The sequence below is a fragment of the Ruminococcus sp. AF17-22AC genome (assembly GCF_003460065.1).
Taxonomy (GTDB): domain Bacteria; phylum Bacillota; class Clostridia; order Lachnospirales; family Lachnospiraceae; genus Blautia_A.
Window position 1 is genome coordinate 1 of record NZ_QRXT01000001.1, and the last position, 17,568, is coordinate 17,568.

The 17,568-nt window shown below is 42.7% G+C and carries 17 protein-coding genes and 1 riboswitch; of the genes, 8 read left to right on the forward strand and 9 right to left on the reverse strand.

Annotated elements, in window-relative coordinates:
* The 3 genes from DWW86_RS00005 to DWW86_RS00015 all read left to right on the forward strand — a co-directional run.
* The coding region (locus tag DWW86_RS00005) for a response regulator (RefSeq protein WP_147338103.1) at positions 1-315 on the forward strand (315 nt) is incomplete at its 5' end.
* A 115-nt stretch (positions 316-430) separates the two neighbouring features.
* The gene (locus DWW86_RS00010; protein WP_117941893.1) at positions 431-907 is read left to right on the forward strand and encodes a DNA-deoxyinosine glycosylase; all 477 of its coding nucleotides are present in this window, start codon (positions 431-433) and stop codon (positions 905-907) included.
* Positions 908-953: 46 nt separating this feature from the next.
* A complete protein-coding gene (locus DWW86_RS00015) occupies positions 954-2,366 on the forward strand; it encodes a DNA/RNA helicase domain-containing protein (protein WP_117941894.1) in 1,413 nt (470 codons plus the stop codon).
* A gap of 111 nt (positions 2,367-2,477) precedes the next feature.
* Here the strand turns inward: DWW86_RS00015 and DWW86_RS00020 are convergent, their stop codons facing one another.
* The 3 genes from DWW86_RS00020 to DWW86_RS00030 all read right to left on the reverse strand — a co-directional run bounded on the left by DWW86_RS00020 (position 2,478) and on the right by DWW86_RS00030 (position 6,468).
* Positions 2,478-3,782: an HlyC/CorC family transporter gene (locus DWW86_RS00020; protein ID WP_117941895.1), complete on the reverse strand. Its 1,305-nt coding sequence runs from the start codon at positions 3,780-3,782 to the stop codon at positions 2,478-2,480.
* Between the two features lie 27 nt (positions 3,783-3,809).
* A complete protein-coding gene (locus DWW86_RS00025) occupies positions 3,810-4,682 on the reverse strand; it encodes a phosphoribosylaminoimidazolesuccinocarboxamide synthase (RefSeq protein WP_117941896.1) in 873 nt (290 codons plus the stop codon).
* Positions 4,683-4,749: 67 nt separating this feature from the next.
* Positions 4,750-6,468, reverse strand: a complete 1,719-nt coding sequence (locus DWW86_RS00030; RefSeq protein ID WP_117941897.1) for a putative bifunctional diguanylate cyclase/phosphodiesterase — start codon at positions 6,466-6,468, stop codon at positions 4,750-4,752.
* Positions 6,469-6,620: 152 nt separating this feature from the next.
* Here DWW86_RS00030 and DWW86_RS00035 point away from each other — a divergent pair, with 152 nt between their 5' ends.
* On the forward strand, positions 6,621-7,046 hold the full coding sequence (locus tag DWW86_RS00035; RefSeq protein ID WP_072521390.1) for a C-GCAxxG-C-C family protein: 426 nt from the start codon (positions 6,621-6,623) through the stop codon (positions 7,044-7,046).
* A 102-nt stretch (positions 7,047-7,148) separates the two neighbouring features.
* Here DWW86_RS00035 and DWW86_RS00040 read toward each other — a convergent pair whose 3' ends face one another.
* Both DWW86_RS00040 and DWW86_RS00045 read right to left on the reverse strand, forming a co-directional pair.
* Positions 7,149-8,912, reverse strand: a complete 1,764-nt coding sequence (locus DWW86_RS00040; protein ID WP_117941898.1) for an ABC transporter ATP-binding protein — start codon at positions 8,910-8,912, stop codon at positions 7,149-7,151.
* The gene (locus DWW86_RS00045; protein ID WP_117941899.1) at positions 8,909-10,690 is read right to left on the reverse strand and encodes an ABC transporter ATP-binding protein; all 1,782 of its coding nucleotides are present in this window, start codon (positions 10,688-10,690) and stop codon (positions 8,909-8,911) included. The genes DWW86_RS00040 and DWW86_RS00045 overlap by 4 nt, the downstream gene beginning before the upstream one ends.
* A gap of 106 nt (positions 10,691-10,796) precedes the next feature.
* Between DWW86_RS00045 and DWW86_RS00050 the strand changes: the two genes are divergently transcribed.
* Positions 10,797-11,468, forward strand: coding sequence for a YkgJ family cysteine cluster protein (locus DWW86_RS00050; RefSeq protein WP_117941900.1), 672 nt, complete (start codon positions 10,797-10,799; stop codon positions 11,466-11,468).
* A 25-nt stretch (positions 11,469-11,493) separates the two neighbouring features.
* On the opposite strand, the gene folK is transcribed toward DWW86_RS00050, so the two are convergent.
* Genes folK through folE form a run of 4 tightly spaced genes read right to left on the reverse strand, consistent with a single transcriptional unit; the run spans position 11,494 to position 14,226 of the window.
* The gene (gene folK, locus DWW86_RS00055; protein WP_117941901.1) at positions 11,494-12,318 is read right to left on the reverse strand and encodes a 2-amino-4-hydroxy-6-hydroxymethyldihydropteridine diphosphokinase; all 825 of its coding nucleotides are present in this window, start codon (positions 12,316-12,318) and stop codon (positions 11,494-11,496) included.
* A 27-nt stretch (positions 12,319-12,345) separates the two neighbouring features.
* Positions 12,346-13,161, reverse strand: coding sequence for a dihydropteroate synthase (gene folP / locus DWW86_RS00060; protein WP_015542432.1), 816 nt, complete (start codon positions 13,159-13,161; stop codon positions 12,346-12,348).
* Between the two features lie 16 nt (positions 13,162-13,177).
* Positions 13,178-13,657, reverse strand: a complete 480-nt coding sequence (locus tag DWW86_RS00065; RefSeq protein ID WP_286187624.1) for an HD domain-containing protein — start codon at positions 13,655-13,657, stop codon at positions 13,178-13,180.
* Between the two features lie 11 nt (positions 13,658-13,668).
* A complete protein-coding gene (gene folE / locus DWW86_RS00070) occupies positions 13,669-14,226 on the reverse strand; it encodes a GTP cyclohydrolase I FolE (protein ID WP_117941903.1) in 558 nt (185 codons plus the stop codon).
* Between the two features lie 162 nt (positions 14,227-14,388).
* A riboswitch (THF riboswitch) is annotated at positions 14,389-14,485 on the reverse strand.
* Positions 14,486-14,750: 265 nt separating this feature from the next.
* Here folE and DWW86_RS00075 point away from each other — a divergent pair.
* From DWW86_RS00075 to DWW86_RS00085, 3 genes are all read left to right on the forward strand, one after another.
* On the forward strand, positions 14,751-15,329 hold the full coding sequence (locus DWW86_RS00075; RefSeq protein WP_117941904.1) for an anthranilate synthase component II: 579 nt from the start codon (positions 14,751-14,753) through the stop codon (positions 15,327-15,329).
* 77 nt (positions 15,330-15,406) lie between these two features.
* On the forward strand, positions 15,407-16,771 hold the full coding sequence (pabB, locus tag DWW86_RS00080) for an aminodeoxychorismate synthase component I (RefSeq protein WP_117942244.1): 1,365 nt from the start codon (positions 15,407-15,409) through the stop codon (positions 16,769-16,771).
* Positions 16,772-16,789: 18 nt separating this feature from the next.
* A complete protein-coding gene (locus DWW86_RS00085; protein WP_117941905.1) occupies positions 16,790-17,536 on the forward strand; it encodes an aminotransferase class IV in 747 nt (248 codons plus the stop codon).
* Positions 17,537-17,568 lie beyond the last annotated feature (32 nt).

Sequence of the window (17,568 nt, forward strand, 5' to 3'; positions counted from 1 at the left end):
ATTTTGCAGATGACAGGTGCAAAAGTGGAAACGGCAGAAAATGGGAAAATGGCAGTTGAAAAAGTGGAAGGTTCTCCGAAAGGCTTGTATGATCTTGTTTTTATGGATATCCAAATGCCTGTCATGAATGGTTATGAGGCAACCGCAGCAATTAGAAGCCTTCCGGGTGAACAGGGAAAACTGCCGATTGTTGCCATGACTGCCAATGCTTTTGCAGAAGATGTACAGCTGGCCAAAAATACGGGCATGAATGGACACATTGCGAAACCGCTGGATATGAATAAGCTGAATGATGTTCTGGAAAACTGGCTGTAATCGCTTCACAGGTGAATGGGAAAATCGTTTAATTACTAAATTTTTAGGAATTTTATAAAATAAAATGTTATTATATTAGTGACATAGGTTAGTTGAAGAAAATAGGAGCAAAGACATGATAAAACACACAATTCCACCGGTCTATGATGCAAACTCCCGTATTCTGGTCCTGGGAAGCTTTCCATCTGTAAAATCCAGAGAACAACAGTTTTTTTACGGACATAAACAGAACCGTTTCTGGAAGGTACTTGCCGGGATTCTGGAATGTGAAGTCCCACAGACGATAGAAGAAAAGAAAGCAATGCTGCTTGCAAATCACATTGCAGTCTGGGATGTGATCAGAAGCTGTGAAATCGAAGGATCGTCTGATGCAAGCATCCGAGATGTTGTACCGAATGATCTGTCGGAAATTCTTAAGATCGCAGATATTCAGACTATTTATACTAACGGTGGCAAGGCATATGAGCTATACTGTAAATACATTTATCCGGCAAACGGAATCAAAGCACATAAACTGCCGTCTACAAGCCCTGCCAATGCGGGCTATTCACTGGATCGTCTGAAAGAAGCATGGGCAGAGATTAAAGAGTAAGCATAGATTAAGAGAGAAAATGAGATATCGGAGCAGGTGAAAGGACATGAAATCCATTTCAATTTATACGATCACAAGAAATCAGAATATTGAGTGCCTGCAGAAGCTGGAGCGGCAGTTATCGGGAAGAACATATTTCCTGAAAATACGGGAATGGGAACTGGATAGTATGAAAGCACTTGTGCGGCAGTTGGAGATGCGTCTTCCGGATGTGTATGCTCTGCGCTTTTTCTATTCGTTTCAGATTCCCAGACTTGGTAAGGAATTTGATCTTCTTCAGATAAAAGATGATCAGATTGTAAACGTTGAATTAAAGAGCGGAATAGTATCAGATGAGGCAGTACGTAAACAGCTATTACAGAATCGATATTATCTGTCTGTACAGGGAAAAACAATTCAGTCTTATACATACATCAGCAGCCAGAACCGCCTCGTACGTCTGAGTAATCACGATCATATTGTGGAAGCGGACTGGGAACAGCTGTGTACTGTCCTGCAGAGACAGAGCAAAGATTATGAAGGTGATATTGAAGATCTTTTTCAGGCAGAAATGTATCTGTTTTCACCATTGACAGAGCCGGAAAGGTTTTTGAATAAAGAATATTTTCTGACTTCGCAACAGAAAGATATTAAGAGGAGAATACTGGATAAAATACGAAAAGTCGGGTCCGGTTACTTCTGGTTCAGTGGTCTGCCGGGGACAGGTAAGACGTTGCTGCTTTATGACATTGCCATGAGGCTCTCTGCACATCAGAAAGTGTGTATAATCCACTGTGGAGAAGCGGGAAAAGAATGGAAAGTCTTGCATGACCGATTATTACGGATTGCATTTTTTACAGACAGTCAGCTTGAAGAGCAATCGGATCTGAATGAATACAGTGCAATTCTGGTAGATGAGGCGCATTTGCTTACGGAGGAGAAGCTACACGTGATACTGGAATTGAGCGAGAAGCATCCGGTAATCTTTTCCAGCGACGATGAAGATATGATTTCGGATGAAGAAATGGACAGGACTATGATCCATGAGATCGAACATCTGCCGGATATTCAGAGCTTCCATCTGACAAATCGCATCCGTACAAATGCAGAACTTTCATCTTTCATTCAAAATATGATGCATTTACCTGAAAAGAGAGCGGTACGCTATTACCCTCATATTCAGGTGGTGTATGCAAATGATGAGGAAGAAGCAGAGCTTCTTTTGAAAGGCTACCAGAATCAACTTGTTTTTATAATAGATGAACGTTACTATTACGATGAAAAAGGCTATCTGCGTGAACAGAGGCAGAAGCAGCAGAAACCGACTGCGGTGCGTGCGCTTTTTCACCGTCTGAATGAGGCAAGAGAGGAATTTGCAATCATTGTAAAAGGGAATGAAGCAGTCTATGAAGTCCTGTTGGATCTGTTACAGTTCAGCAAAAAGGAAACCGTGAAGCAATGGAAGATTTCATTCATGTAAATACTTGTATCAGATTCGGTATGATCGAAGGTGGAAGACATAAGTTATGAAGTAATAAAAAGTGCTGTTTCTGAAAGAAAAATCTGACAGAAACAGCACTTTTTGGATTGTTTAAGATTCTGTAGATACATCAGAATCGTTTGCTTCGGGTTTATCGGGTTCCTTTTCGGGAAGAAATACACGTACATTTTCGATACGGTTTTTATCAAGTTTGTCAACGACAAGGCGGATACCGTCAGAGGTGATTACCTGATCTCCTGCGACGGGCAGACGATCCAGATGTTCAATCACAAGACCGCCAAGTGAATCATAGTCTTCTGATTCAAGATGTGTTCCAAGATGGTCATTAACATCATCAAGACTCATAGATCCTTCAATGACATATTCATGATCAGAAAGTTTTTTAATCAGTTCATTTTCATTTTCATCGTATTCATCATGTATCTCACCGACAATCTCCTCCAGAATATCTTCCAGAGTAATGAGTCCTGTCATTTCACCGTACTCGTCAAGAACAATGGCAATATTGAAAGTGGATTCACGCATCTCTACAAGAAGTTCGGAAATGTCTTTGTACTCATATGTGAAATGAGGTTTGCGGAGAAAACTGCGGATATCAAATCGTTCATCGGGATCATAGAGAAGGAGATCCTTCATATTAATGATTCCGACGATATTGTCCTGTGTGTCTTCGTATACAGGCAGACGGGTAAAACGGTCTTCGCGGAAAATATCAATCAGTTCTTCATAAGTCGAATTTACATCGGCAAATGTGACGTTGACACGTGGAACCATGATGTCTTTTGCATCGGCATCCCCGAGATCAAACACATTGTAGATCATTTTTTTCTCATCAGATTCGATGACACCGTCCTCATGACTGACATCAACAATCGTACGAAGCTCTTCTTCGGTCATGGCTTTATTGGCTGCATCCGAATCCACTCGCAGAAGCTTCATAAAGATTCTTGAAAACAAATCGATGATGAAGATGAACGGAGTCATAATCGTCATGAAAAAGCTGAGAACCGGAATATAACGTAATGTAATTTTTTCTGCGTTTAATGTAGCGTAATTCTTTGGTGTAATTTCACCGAAAATAAGGATTGCCACCGTTAATGCAGCTGTGGCGATACTTATCATGTAGCCGCCAAAGCTGTATGCCAGTGAGGTGGCAAGAGAGGAAGCGGTGATATTAACAAGGTTATTTCCGATCAGTATGGCACTGAGCATTTTGGAAGTATGGTTCTCGACAATGTCCAGAACTTTGGCTGCCCGTTTATTGCCTTCATCGGCGAGCGTACGAAGACGGATTTTATTGACTGCCATAAGTGCAGTCTCGTTTGATGAAAAAAATGCAGATAATGCCAGTAGTATGATCAGAATAATCAACTGGTAAGTGTCACTTGCGTCCACTCGTATAATTCACTCCTTTAATGTATATTAGTCAAGATCTTTGCCGGTAAGCATTTTGTATGCCTGCAGGTATTTTTCGATGGTTTTGTCCACGATTTCCTGTGGAAGTGTCCAGTCATTTCCCGGATTAGAGGTCAGCCAGTCACGTGCAAACTGTTTGTCGAAGGACGGCTGTCCATGTCCTGGTTCGTAACCGTCTGCAGGCCAGAAACGGGAGCTGTCCGGTGTCAGCATTTCATCACCGATTACCATATTTCCGTCTTCATCCAGACCGAACTCGAATTTGGTGTCGGCAATGATGATACCTTTGCTCAGTGCGTATTCTGCACATTTTTTATAAAGAGCAATTGTATTGTCACGAAGTTTTTCTGCGAGTTCCTGACCTCTGCCCGGAAAATATTTCTCAAGATGATCTATACTCTGCTCGAAAGAGATGTTTTCATCGTGGTCACCGATCTCGGCTTTTGTTGACGGGGTGTAAATTGGCTCCGGAAGCTTGTCGGATTCTTTTAAACCTTCAGGAAGTGTGATGCCGCATACGGTACCGTTTTCCTGATAGCTTTTCCAGCCGCTGCCTGTGATATAGCCACGAACGATGCACTCGATCGGAAGCATGTTCAGCTTGCGGCACATCATGGATTTTCCATCATATTTTTCCTGCTGGAAAAATTCCGGCATGTCTTTTACATCAACAGAAATCATGTGATTAGGCAGAATGTCTTCGGTCAGGTCGAACCAGAACTTGGACATCTGTGTCAGTACTGTTCCTTTCTTGGTCACTTCATTGTTCAGGATAACATCGAAACAACTGATACGATCAGTAGCTACCATGATCAGACTGTCTCCGTTATCATAGATCTCACGTACTTTACCTTCTTTAATTGGTTTTAATTCCTGCATGTCTTTGCACCTCGTCATATGATTTTTAAAATTTTACAGTAAAAATAGCACTTTTCACTGCGCACTGTCAAGATATTTCTCGAATAAGTACAACAATCCATGGATTTTGTACATCACACCGGTTGCCTGCAAAAAATTCCATAACAGTGGGAATATATTTATTATTCAACTGACGGCAAAATTGATAGCTGAGTTGTTTTTTGCCGTCAAAAAAGAAATTATGCAATGAGGACAATGTGATTCTGGCGCGATACCGCTCTTCATCATCCGGATGTATCAGCTTTTCATCTAATATACGACGGTTGTATGATTCAAAATCATGTTCCAATTCAAGTCCACGTCCATGGAGCCGGTAATCTCTTTTTAAAATTTCGTATTCACCGTTATTCAGATTTAATCTGGCGAGAACAAGTGAATTTTCGGCAAGAATCTTGAAAATAGAATGCGTAACTGATGTTTCATGAAACGCATCCGCGGTATTTCGAGAATCAGCCGGATCCTGTTTGCATACGTGATGGTACTTCTCGTGAGGAACTGTGGTCAGAAGATCCTCTGCATCGCTGATCGGCATTGGTTTGTAGAAATAATATCCCTGCGCATAGATACAATTCATAGAACGCAGCATTTTAATCTGTTCAGGGCTTTCTACACCTTCTGCAATAATCGGCAGGTTGAGTTTATGTGCCATATTGACAATAGAATCGATGATTTGAATTCCTTTTTGGCAGTTTTCCGGATTCATTTCGATGAACTTCATATCAAGTTTCAAAATATCAACATTTGTGTCTTTTAACATGTTAAGAGAAGAGTAGCCACTTCCGAAATCATCCATCAGAACGCAGAAACCGTGTTGATGAAGCTGATCGATGGTTTCTCTTACAATGATATTGTTTTCTGAAAAGGCCGTCTCTGTGATTTCAACAAGCAGCATCTCAGGAGAAAGGTCGTATTTTGTGATGAGATCCTGCAGGTATTCAGGAACATTGATCGTTTCGATATCAGTAACAGATACATTGATCGAAATAGGAACAACATAAAGGTGATCATGTTTCCAGTAGGAAAGCGTCTGGCACACGGCATCCCAGATATATGTATCAAGTGAAGTGATCATGCCGTTATTTTCAAGAAACGGGATGAACTCACCGGGGGCAACAAAACCACGAACCGGACTGATCCAGCGAGAGAGTGCCTCCATACTGACGATAGCACCTGTTTCGCTGTTGCATTTTGGTTGGAGATAAAAGGTGAATTCTTTATTTTCCAGACCGACTGTTACATCGTGGATCATCTGCTGTTCCTTTTCGAGCTGATTTATGATTTCATCAGTGAAATAAGAAATACGCTTGTTAAAATTGCCTTTTATATCAGAACCTGCGAGCTGTGCATTGTTGCACATCGTTGCAACATCCGGATGATCATCAGGGATAGAATAGATGCCAATGATAGGCAGAAATCCCTCGTTCTGGCTGTGGATGCCGATATAGCTCCGGATCGTTTTATAAATCAGGTTGATAAGCTGGTCATCGTCCGGAATACACATGAAGAAATGATCTCCCCCAAAATAACCGGCGAGATAGCCTTTCATCTGCTGAATACGAAGCAGATACTGACTGATATTGGTAAGCAGGATATCTCCGGCTTCCTGACCGTACCAGTTATTAAATAATTTGAATCGTTCAATATCAATAGATATGATACACCAGTCAGACAGTGCATGACTTTCAAGGAAATCGTTTACGTTCTCGAGAAACTTTGAGCGGCTGTACAGCACATTTGTTATACTCATAAAAATACGCCCTTTTACTCTAATATTGAGAATAATTATACCATTATATGAGAGTATATTCAACAGAATGGTGGATAAATTGTAATAATTCTGATATAGTAATATCGAATAAATCAGAAAGAAAACGAAAACGATAGAAAGAAGGAATCAAAATGAGTACAAAAGCAGAACAGGCAATCACATTTCATGACAAAGGATACAATTGTGCACAGGCAGTTGCATGTTCATTCTGTAAAGAATTCGGAGTGGACGAGGAAGAGATGTTCCGTATTGCAGAAGGATTCGGACTCGGCATGGGAATGATGGAGGTGTGCGGCGCACTTTCCGGAATGATGATGATCATTGGTCTGCAGAACAGTGTGGGCAATCCGGAAAAAGGAAAAATGACGAAAGGCGATACCTACAAAAAAGTCAGAGAGTATGCTGCAAAATTTAAAGAGCAGAACGGCTCATATCTCTGTAAAGAATTAAAAGGCGTAGAGACAGGTAAAGTCCTCAGAAGTTGTCCGGACTGTATCCGTGATGCAGTAGCACTCACAGAAGAATATCTGGCTGCACAGAAAAATAAAGAAGAATGACGACAGTAGTCCTTCAGTCAAATAAAGAAAACCCAAAAAGAAAACCCGTCGGGGCGGATGGCATAAAGCCAACTGCTCTAACGGGTTTTGCAATATATAAAATTATTCAGATACTTTTACGAACTGACTGTTGTACAGATTCTGGTAGAATCCGCCTTTTGCCATAAGGTTGTCATGAGAACCCTGTTCGATGATACTTCCGTCTTTCATAACAAGAATTTCATCGGCATTGCGGATTGTGGAGAGACGATGTGCAACGATAAAACTGGTACGTCCTTCCATAAGACGGTCAAATGCCTCCTGGACCATAAGCTCTGTTCTGGTATCGATGCTTGAGGTCGCTTCGTCCAGGATCAGCATAGGCGGCAGACACAGCATGACACGTGTGATACAGAGAAGCTGTTTTTCGCCCTGGCTTAAGCTGTCCTCTTTTAACTGAGAATCCAGCCCATTTGGAAGTCGGCGGATAAATTCCCAACTATGGGAACGTTTTGCTGCTTCAATGATCTCTCCATCGGTAGCATCAGGTTTTCCAATATTAATATTGTCACGGACAGTTCCGTTCTTGATCCATGTATCCTGAAGTACCATACCGAAACTGCTCCTCAGGGAGTGGCGGGAAATTTCATTGATCGGGTGTCCGTCAATGGAAATGGTGCCACCGGTCACATCGTAGAAACGCATCAGCAGGTTGATAAAGGTGGTCTTTCCACAGCCGGTCGGACCGACGATTGCGATACGTTTGCCCGGTTCTGCATGGAGATTGAAGTTTTCTATCAGCTTTTTATCAGTAACATAGCGGAAGCTGACATGATCAATCTTGACCTCGCCTTTTGCATCAGTAAGGGCTTCTGTCGGATCTGCACTTTCCGGAGATTCTTCAAGAAGTGCAAAGATTCTGGTCGCACATGCAAGTGCGTTCTGAAGTTCTGTGATAACAGAACTGATGTCGTTGAATGGTTTCATGTACTGGTTTGCGTAGGAAAGCAATACAGAGAGACCGCCGACGGTAAGTGCACCGCCCGGAATCATAAATGCACCGACAAGTGCAACACCTGCGTAAATAACATTGTTTACGAAACGGGTGGACGGATTGGTCAGACTGCTGTAGAAGACGGCTTTTTGGCTGCATTCTTTCAACTCATTGTTAATTTCTGCAAAACGTGCTGAAGATTTATCTTCATATCCAAAAGCCTGTACGATCTTCTGGTTACCGATCATTTCTTCAATAAGGGCTGTCTGACGGCCACGTGCATCGCTCTGTTTCCGGAACATATGGAAAGAGCGGGAAGAAATGAATCTTGCTACAAAAAAACTGACCGGGGTGAGGATAATGACCATCAGGGTGATCCGGATGTTTTTGGAAAACATAAAGATCAGAGTTCCGATGATGGTTACAATTCCGGAAAACAACTGTGTAAATCCGAGAAGAAGACCATCGGAAAGGATATCGGTATCGGCGATGATACGGCTGATGATGTCACCGGTGCTGTGGCTGTCCAGATAGGAGAGCGGCAGTACCTGAATCTGACGGATCGCTTTTGCGCGGATATCCTGTACCGTACGGAAAGTCATGCGGTTGTTGATGATGTTCATGATCCAGGTAGCGACACTGGAGATGATGACCATGACAAGAATTCTTGTCAGATAGTACCACATCATACTGAAGTTTACGTCGTGTTCGGCAACGACCTGATCGATCGCATTACCAAAAAGTACCGGCACGTATAATTGAAGAATAACGGATACAGCTGCCAGAATAATGCTTAAGATCAGGAGAAAACGGTATTTTCCGATGAAACGGAGTATTTTCCAGAGAGTCTCCATACTGCTTGCATTTGCTGTATCATTTGTTGTTTTGTTCATGATACCACCTCCATAGTTCCACCGGATACGGCAGTATTTGATGAAGTATATTTCACCCGTTCTTCCGGAAACTGGGAGAAATAGATCTCACGGTAAATGTCACAGGTACAGATCAGGTCATCATGGATGCCCTTGCCGACAAGCTCACCGTCATTCAGAACAAGGATCAGATCGGCCTGACGGATACTTGCTGCACGCTGTGAGACGAGGAAAGTGGTAATATTTCCGCTTAACTGATGAAGAGATTTACGAAGTGCGGCATCTGTGGCAAAGTCAAGTGCGCTTGCACTGTCATCAAGAATCAGAAATTCAGGTTTCTTAACGACAGCACGGGCAATTGTCAGTCGCTGACGCTGACCGCCGGAAAGATTTCGTCCATTCTGTTCCAGTTTGAAACTAAGCTGACCGTCTTTTCCCTCAACGATTTCACGTGCCTGGGCAGTGGTCAGTGCATCCCAGATTTCTTCATCGGTTGCATCTTCGCGTCCCCATTTCATATTTTCGCGGATCGTCCCCTTAAAAAGTGCTGCACGCTGCGGTACAACACCGATTTTTTCACGAAGATCATGCTGGCTGTAGGTTCGGATATCTTGCCCATTTATCATAATCGTTCCCTTTGTGGCATCGTAAAAACGTGCGATCAGGTTGACGAGAGTGGATTTACCACTGCCGGTACCACCGATGATTCCGACAGTCTGGCCTTTCTTTACAGAAAAGCAGATATCAGAAAGACTTGGTGCGCCTGTGCCTGCATAGGCAAAGGTAACATCCTGAAATTCTACGGCATTTTCAGCGGCTGCGGAAACAGAAGCGGTGTCATCCGGATAATCCATGGAAGTTTTTACTTTAAGGATGTCGGCAACACGGTTTGCACATGCGGCAGATTTGTTCAGAGTAATGATCAGAGATGCAAGTTTGATGAGTTCAATGATCATTTGTGCCATGTAATTGTAAAGCGCAACAACTTCACCCTGCTGCATGTTACCTAAGTTCACCTGAAGTCCTGCATTATTGATCAGAATAACGGTAGCAATGTTGATGAGCACATAGGTGACTGGATTGAGGAGAGCGGAAAGCTTTCCGACAAATTCATTTAATTTTGTAAGTGCGGCATTGCTCTCGTCAAATTCACGGACTGCTTCTTCTTCACGGCAGAAAGCACGAATGACACGTACACCGGTCAGGTTTTCTCTGGTGAGACCGGTAACTGTATCAAGGCGTCCCTGTACCTTACCAAAAAGTGGGATGCTGAGATACATGATAACAAATACTACAAGGAAAAGTACCGGAATGGCAACAGCAAAAATCAGGGCACAGCGAGTATTGATCGTGAATGCCATGACCATGGAACCAAGCACAATAAAAGGACTTCGAAGAAGAAGGCGAAGTCCCATGTTTACGCCATTCTGTACCTGGTTGATATCGTCGGTGAGACGGGTGATCAGTGTATCGGTTCCCAGAGTATCAAGTTCTGTATAGGAAAGCTTCTGAATATGGTCATAAACAGCCTGCCTCAGTTCTGTGGCAAATCCTACACTGGCTTTCGCTGCAAAAAACTGGGCAGTGATACTGACTGTAAGTCCGGCGGCAGCCATAAGCACAAGGATGAAAAATCGTTCAATGATGTATAAACGGTCATTTCCTGTGATACCCACATCAATGATCTGGGCAATTACTACCGGAACAAGCAGATCGAACACAACTTCCAGAAATTTGAAGAAAGGTGCAAGAATGCCTTCTTTCTTATAGTTTTTTAGATAGATTGCGAGAGATCGCATTTTCTGTTCCTCCGTTTTTCTTGATGATTGACAAGCACTATTATAGTCCTGTATCATAAGTCATGCAAGTAATATAGGAACAGTATAGGAAGAAAGAGGAAAATCTATGCGACGTGAAGTAACGCTGGAAGAAATTTCAGATGGAAAATTATATGATGCAAATGATATGGTAAAAGCGGACTGTCAGGACTGTAAAGGCTGCTGCGACTGCTGTAAGGGGATGGGGGATTCTGTGCTTCTGGACCCCTATGATGTCTGTCGATTAAGCCGGGGACTTCAGAGAACTCCCGAAGATCTGATTGGTAATGTGCTGGAACTTGGAATTTCGGATGGAAATATTCTTCCGCATCTTGCAATGAAAGGAGCAGAAGAACGCTGCGTATTTCTAAACGGAGAAGGAAGATGCGTGGTCCATGCAATTCGTCCGGGATTCTGCCGTTTGTTCCCACTCGGAAGATATTATTCGGAAGATGGGTTTAAATATATTTTGCAGATCCATGAATGTACGAAGAAAAACCGTTCAAAGATCAAAGTAAAAAAATGGCTAGATACACCGAATTTGAAACAATATGAAAAATTTATATGGGAGTGGCATCAGTTTCTTCTTGATGTGCAGGAGGTTTTTTATCAGACAGAAGATGCAGATCTTATTAAGAATCTGAATATGTATGTACTCAGTCGCTTCTATTATAAAGAGTACGATGAGAAAAAAGATTTCTACGAACAGTTTTATGAACGTCTTGAAGAAGCAAAAAAACTTCTGAGTCTTGGTGTATGACCGGGACCCAGAAGTTTTGACATTTTTAATTGCTTTTTGAAAGAAGCTCATTAAGAAGCTGATGGATGGTTTTGTTCAGAACCGGATGGCGGTAATACGGAGCAATCTCATCCAGCGGTTTCAGCACAAAATCGCGGTTTTCCATATCAATATGAGGAATATGGAGATTCGGGGTATCAATGATTTCATTGTCATAAAACAGAATGTCCAGATCAAGGGTACGAGGCCCCCAGTGGATGATGCGTTCTCTGTTTGCGGCAGCCTCCAGTTCGTGAAGACGGTCAAGCAGTTCTTCTGGAGTCAGAAGCGTGCGGAGACGGAGCGCACCATTGAGAAATTCATCCTGTTCTACACCTCCATAGGGTTCTGTGACAAGATATTCTGATACGGCCTCGACTTCACAGTCGGGAGTGTTCCTAAGGCCCTGAATGCCATCATCGATATATTTCTTTTTATCTCCGAGGTTAGAACCAAAAGCAACATAAGCGGTGTGCCATCCACGCGTGATTTCTACTGCAACTGTATCCAGTGGAAGTCCGACCGGCGCCCACGGTTTTTCGATACGCAGAGTAATTGTATTCATAAGTGGAAATTCATGCAAAAGCATCTGACAGAGGCTTTCGGCAAGTGTTTCCAAAAGCTTGTAGGTATGCTCTTTGGTAAACTTTGTGATCATCTGGCTGACTTCTCCATAGTGAATCGAAGCAGTCAGCTCATCTGTCAGACCGGCTTTACGCGTGCTTGTATAAAGCTTTGCAGATACGACGAATTTCTGTCCGAGGACATTTTCTTCTGGAAAAACTCCGTGGTTGGCAAATATTTCAAGGTTTTTGATCTCAATAATATCCATTTATTTTTATTCCTTTTAATTATCCCTTTATTTGATGTTTCTGCCGAGAATTGCTTCGGTCATCAGTACGGCACGCCTGTTTTCTTTTACGTCATGAACACGTACAAAAGCACAGCCCTTCATAACACCGATTACGGATGTGGCAATCGTTCCTTCGACACGCTGGTCAACCGGAAGGTCGAGTGTAAGACCGATCATCGATTTACGGGAAGTGCCGAGAAGTACCGGGAATCCGAGATGCTGAAAAAGCTCCAGATGGTTCATGGTTTCAAGGTTCATTTCATATGTTTTTCCAAATCCGACACCCGGGTCAAGAATAATACGTTCATCTTTGATGCCTGCCTTGCGCGCGATGTTTACGCATTCCTGCGTTTCGGTAAGCATGTCGGTGAGAAAATTGTTGTATTCTGTGTTGGCCTTGTTGTGCATCAGACAGCAGGCTACATCGTGTTTGGCTATTACACCTGCCATTTTCGGATCATATTTCAGTCCCCATACATCATTGACAAGATCAGCGCCTGCCTGTACGGCAACGTCAGCAACACTTCCTTTATATGTATCTACAGAAATCGGAACATCAAAATGTTTGCGAAGCGCCTCAATGATCGGAACGACACGGGCCGCCTCTTCTTCGGCGCTTACCGGAGTATGTCCCGGTCGGGTGGATTCTCCGCCGACATCCAGAATATCAGCACCCTCGGCAATCATTGTCTCAGCATGCTTCAGAGCATGATCCATAGAGTCCCATTTACCGCCATCAGAGAAAGAATCCGGTGTGACATTCAGGATTCCCATAATATAGGTTCTGTTTTTTACGTCAAATTCACGATTTCCAATTTTCATTTTAAAGATTCTCCTTTTAATATTGAATCGTCATATTTTTTTTCTCAGGAGCCCAGTAACATTCTTTTTCGGCAGAACATAAAAAACAATTGCGGGATTTTTTGTCTGCTTCATAAATAATCTGGCTGAGTATCGGAAGATTTTCGTTAGAGGAACGATGTTCTCCAATGGCATTCAGGATCTGGCTTTTTTCCTCTTCTGTAAAGTTCAGATCAGATAAAATCTGTCCTGCTATAGAGACACCTGCCTCATCGTGCGGAATACCATTTGTGTACTGCTCGGCACGGCCAATGTCATGGAGAAGGGCAGTGCAGTAGATCAGCTCACGGGAACAGTCAAGATTTCGCTCCAGCGCAAAAATGTAAGTCAGTCTTGCCACATCAAGAAAATGCTCCGGGGTGTGGCGACAGAAAATGCGGTCAGCCTCCAGCCGGGTAAGCGCAGTCAGGTGTTTTTGATAAAGCGGATGCTGCCAGATGGCCTGAACTCTTGTCATATCAGCAGACATCAGTCTTTTACCATAGAGAGAAACTGTTTCTGAAGTTCACGGTCTGTCTTAAAGTCCCCTCGTGTTACTGTGGTGATGGTCTTGCTGCCCGGTTTTTTGATGCCACGCATCGTCATACAGGTATGTTCTGCTTCAAGCATGACCATAACGCCCCTGGGATTCAGCGCACGCTCGAGTGCATCGGCAATCTGTACAGTCAGACGCTCCTGAATCTGCGGCCTTCTTGCATAAACATCTACGGTACGGGCAAGTTTGCTGAGCCCGGTAACTCTGCCGTTGGGTATGTAAGCAATGTGGGCCTTGCCGTAAAATGGCATCAGATGATGCTCGCACATGGAATAGAATGTGATGTCTTTTTCCAGGACCATTTCGTTATTTTCTACTTTAAATTGTTTGGCGAGATGGTGATCAGCTTCTTCATCCAGACCGCCATAGATTTCCATACACATACGTGCAATACGGTCAGGAGTGTCTTTGAGCCCCTCCCGCTCTGTATCTTCGCCGATTCCTTCAAGGAGAAGGCGGATTGCCTGTTCTACTTTTTGTTTGTCTACCATAAAAAAACAACCTCCTATTATAATGATATTGTGTATCGTGGAGATTGTCTGCTTTTTGTCAATGTATTTGTAAAATAAAACAAAAAAAGATATCTCCAATTGTGATAGAACGTATGTCGAAAAACGTATCCCTACACAATATGAGATAGCCTCTTATATTGTCGCAACGGGTGCGGATCCTATACCGTAAGACGGACTTTTCGTTTCGGCGACAACTCCCCATTCGCTGAACACTTGACGCATAAGATCCTATTTTGCATATCATTCATTTCCCGTACAGTATAGCATAGATGTATTTGATAGAAAAGGGGTAATTTGTTGAAAAAAATATTCAGGTTGAATAATTATTGACGTGAAATGAGAGATATGATAGCATAAAGCTATCTATAGAAGAAAAGCAAAGAAACAGATAAAAATTTCACAGATTACGGACCAATCAGGGATAACGACTGTGTGCATGAAAATACGCACACTCGTTGTCTCTTTTTTTATTTTATCCGCGATTTGATGACAGGGAGGACGCTATGTATTTAATGATCGACAACTATGATTCATTTGTCTATAACCTGAAGGCTTACTTTGAGGAGCTTGGAAGGGAGATTGTTGTAAAAAGAAGTGATCAGATCACCGTGGATGAAATAGAAAAAATGCAGCCACAGGGAATCATTCTGTCCCCCGGACCGAAACGTCCGTGGGATGCAGAAGTCTGTGTACAGACTGTGGAACGTTTGCGGGGAAAAATCCCGATTCTTGGCGTCTGTCTCGGACATCAGGTACTTGGATACTGTTGTGGCGCAACGGTAAAAAAAGGTGAGCGGCCGATGCATGGAAAGGTGACGGATATCACAAATATGGGAACCGGTGTTTTTGAAGGACTTCCGAAAAAGTTCAAAGTAACGCGTTATCATTCGCTGATTGTAAAAGAGAACAGCATTCCGGCGGATTACCATATCGACGCTGTGTCAGAGGATGGTGCGGTGATGGGGCTTTCACATAAGAACTTTCCGTTGTATGGAGTTCAGTTTCATCCAGAGGCAGTGCTGACAGAGTATGGTCATGAATTGCTTGAAAATTTCTGCCGAATTGCGGAATGTACACATTAACTAAAACGATATAGTACAAACCGTACGAAAAAAAGATAAAGGAAATGTCCGTCATAATGGACAGAGGAAAGAAAACGATGTATAATAAAACCCGTATTATAAAAGAAATGAAGCCTGCCAGAAATGCAGCAGAGCTTTATAGATATTTTGCAGGAGAGGAAGACAGTGCATTCCTGGATTCTTCTCTGGTTAACCGGCTTGGACGTTATTCAATCATAGGTGCTGTGCCATATCTGAAACTGGTGAAGGATGAGAATAGCTTCTATATTAATGGAGAGAAAGAAACAACATATTCTTTTGAAGAATACCTGAAAAAGTATCTGGCAGAACACAAAGACAAAAATAATACAGAGCTTCCGATAATTTCCGGTGCAATAGGATATTTTTCCTATGAATATGGAAGAAAATTGATGGAAGTGGATTCTGCGAAAGAGAATCTTGTCTCGATTCCGGATGCGGTACTTGTCTTTTATGATTTCTTTATTATAGAGGACAGGCAGGAACAGCGTACATATTTGATTGCGAATGGCAACACGAGGGAAGCTGCGAAACTGCTGGATGAGATGGAGACCCGGATAAACGGGAAACCGGTGTATATGCAGAAAGAGTCAGATACAGAATATCCGATCGAAGTGCGGCCGAATTTTGCGAAGGACGAATACAAGCAGGCAGTAGATCGTATGATCCGTTATATTATAGAGGGAGATATCTACATTGCCAATATGACACAGCAGCTCACTGTGAAAAGTGATAAAGCACCGTTGGATGTGTTTTATGATCTTCGGAAAAATAATCCGTCTACGTTTGGCGGCTATTTTGATTATGGGGATTTTCAGATCGTGTGTGCGTCACCGGAACGTTTTCTTAAAATGCAGAAGGGGCATGTAAATACACGACCGATCAAAGGCACACGTAAGCGCGGGGAGACACCGGAAGAAGATCTGCTCATGCGGACAGAACTTGAAAATTCCGAGAAGGACAAAAGTGAACTGCTGATGATCGTGGATCTCGAACGTAATGATCTGAACAGAGTATGCCGTCCGGGAAGCGTTAAGGTGACTGAGCTTTTTACAGTAGAAGAATATGCAACGGTATTCCATCTGGTTTCGGATATTGAGGGAAATCTGGAAGAAGGAAAAACGGTCATGGATCTTCTTGAGGCAGCTTTTCCTGGAGGGTCGATTACGGGAGCACCGAAGTATCGTGCAATGGAAATCATTGATGAACTGGAGAATAATAAGCGGAATCTATATACCGGTTCGATTGGATATCTGACGTTGGACGGGGACTGCGATTTTAATATCGTGATCAGGACTGCGTTACACAAAAATGGAATGTATTATCTGGGTGTGGGCGGCGGTATTACCGCAGAGTCCGATCTGGAATTTGAATATGAAGAAACACTTCAGAAAGCGAAGGCGGTTCTTCAGGCTATGAAATAAGTAATTGGAGAGCAAAGTATGGATATCAGGTTAGATGAAGGTTTTCTGTTCGGGATGGGTGCGTTTGAAACGATTGCTGTCGAAAAGGGAAAGCCAATACTGCTTGAAAAACATCTGGAAAGACTGGAACAGGCAGCAGATTTTTTTAAACTTGGCTCGTGCAGTGAACGTGGACTTTCAAGGGAAAGGGTGTTGTCGTATCTTGCAGGTCAGGGTTCTAAGTTCACAGATCATGGTGTATTAAAAATTGTCTGTTCAGCCGAAAATTTATTTTTCCAGATGAGAACAAATACATATTCTGAAGAGGATTATGCAAAAGGATTTGTGGCAGACATCAGTAAAGTGCGCAGAAATGAGACTTCACCGCTGGTCTATCACAAGACTTTGAATTATGGTGACTGTATCCTTGAAAAAAGAGCTGCAGCGGCAGCCGGTATCAACGAGAAGGTTTTTATCAATACAAAGGGCCAGATCAGCGAGGGAACAGTCAGCAATATTTTCTTTGTGCGTAAAAATATGATCTATACACCGCAACTGTCCTGTGGATTATTGCCGGGAATCCTGCGGGAATACGTAATGTCAAAATTCAGCGTGGTAGAGACGATTATTTATCCGGATGAACTGATGTATTATGAAGAATGCTTTGTTACGAATTCTCTGATGGGAGTCATGCCGGTAAGACAGCTTGGAAATATCTGCTTTCCGCATCGAACCAGAGCGGAGGAAGTCAGAACAATATACGAAAGCGAAAAAATGTCCTTATAATGGGACATTTTTTTTACTTTATAGGAAAGATG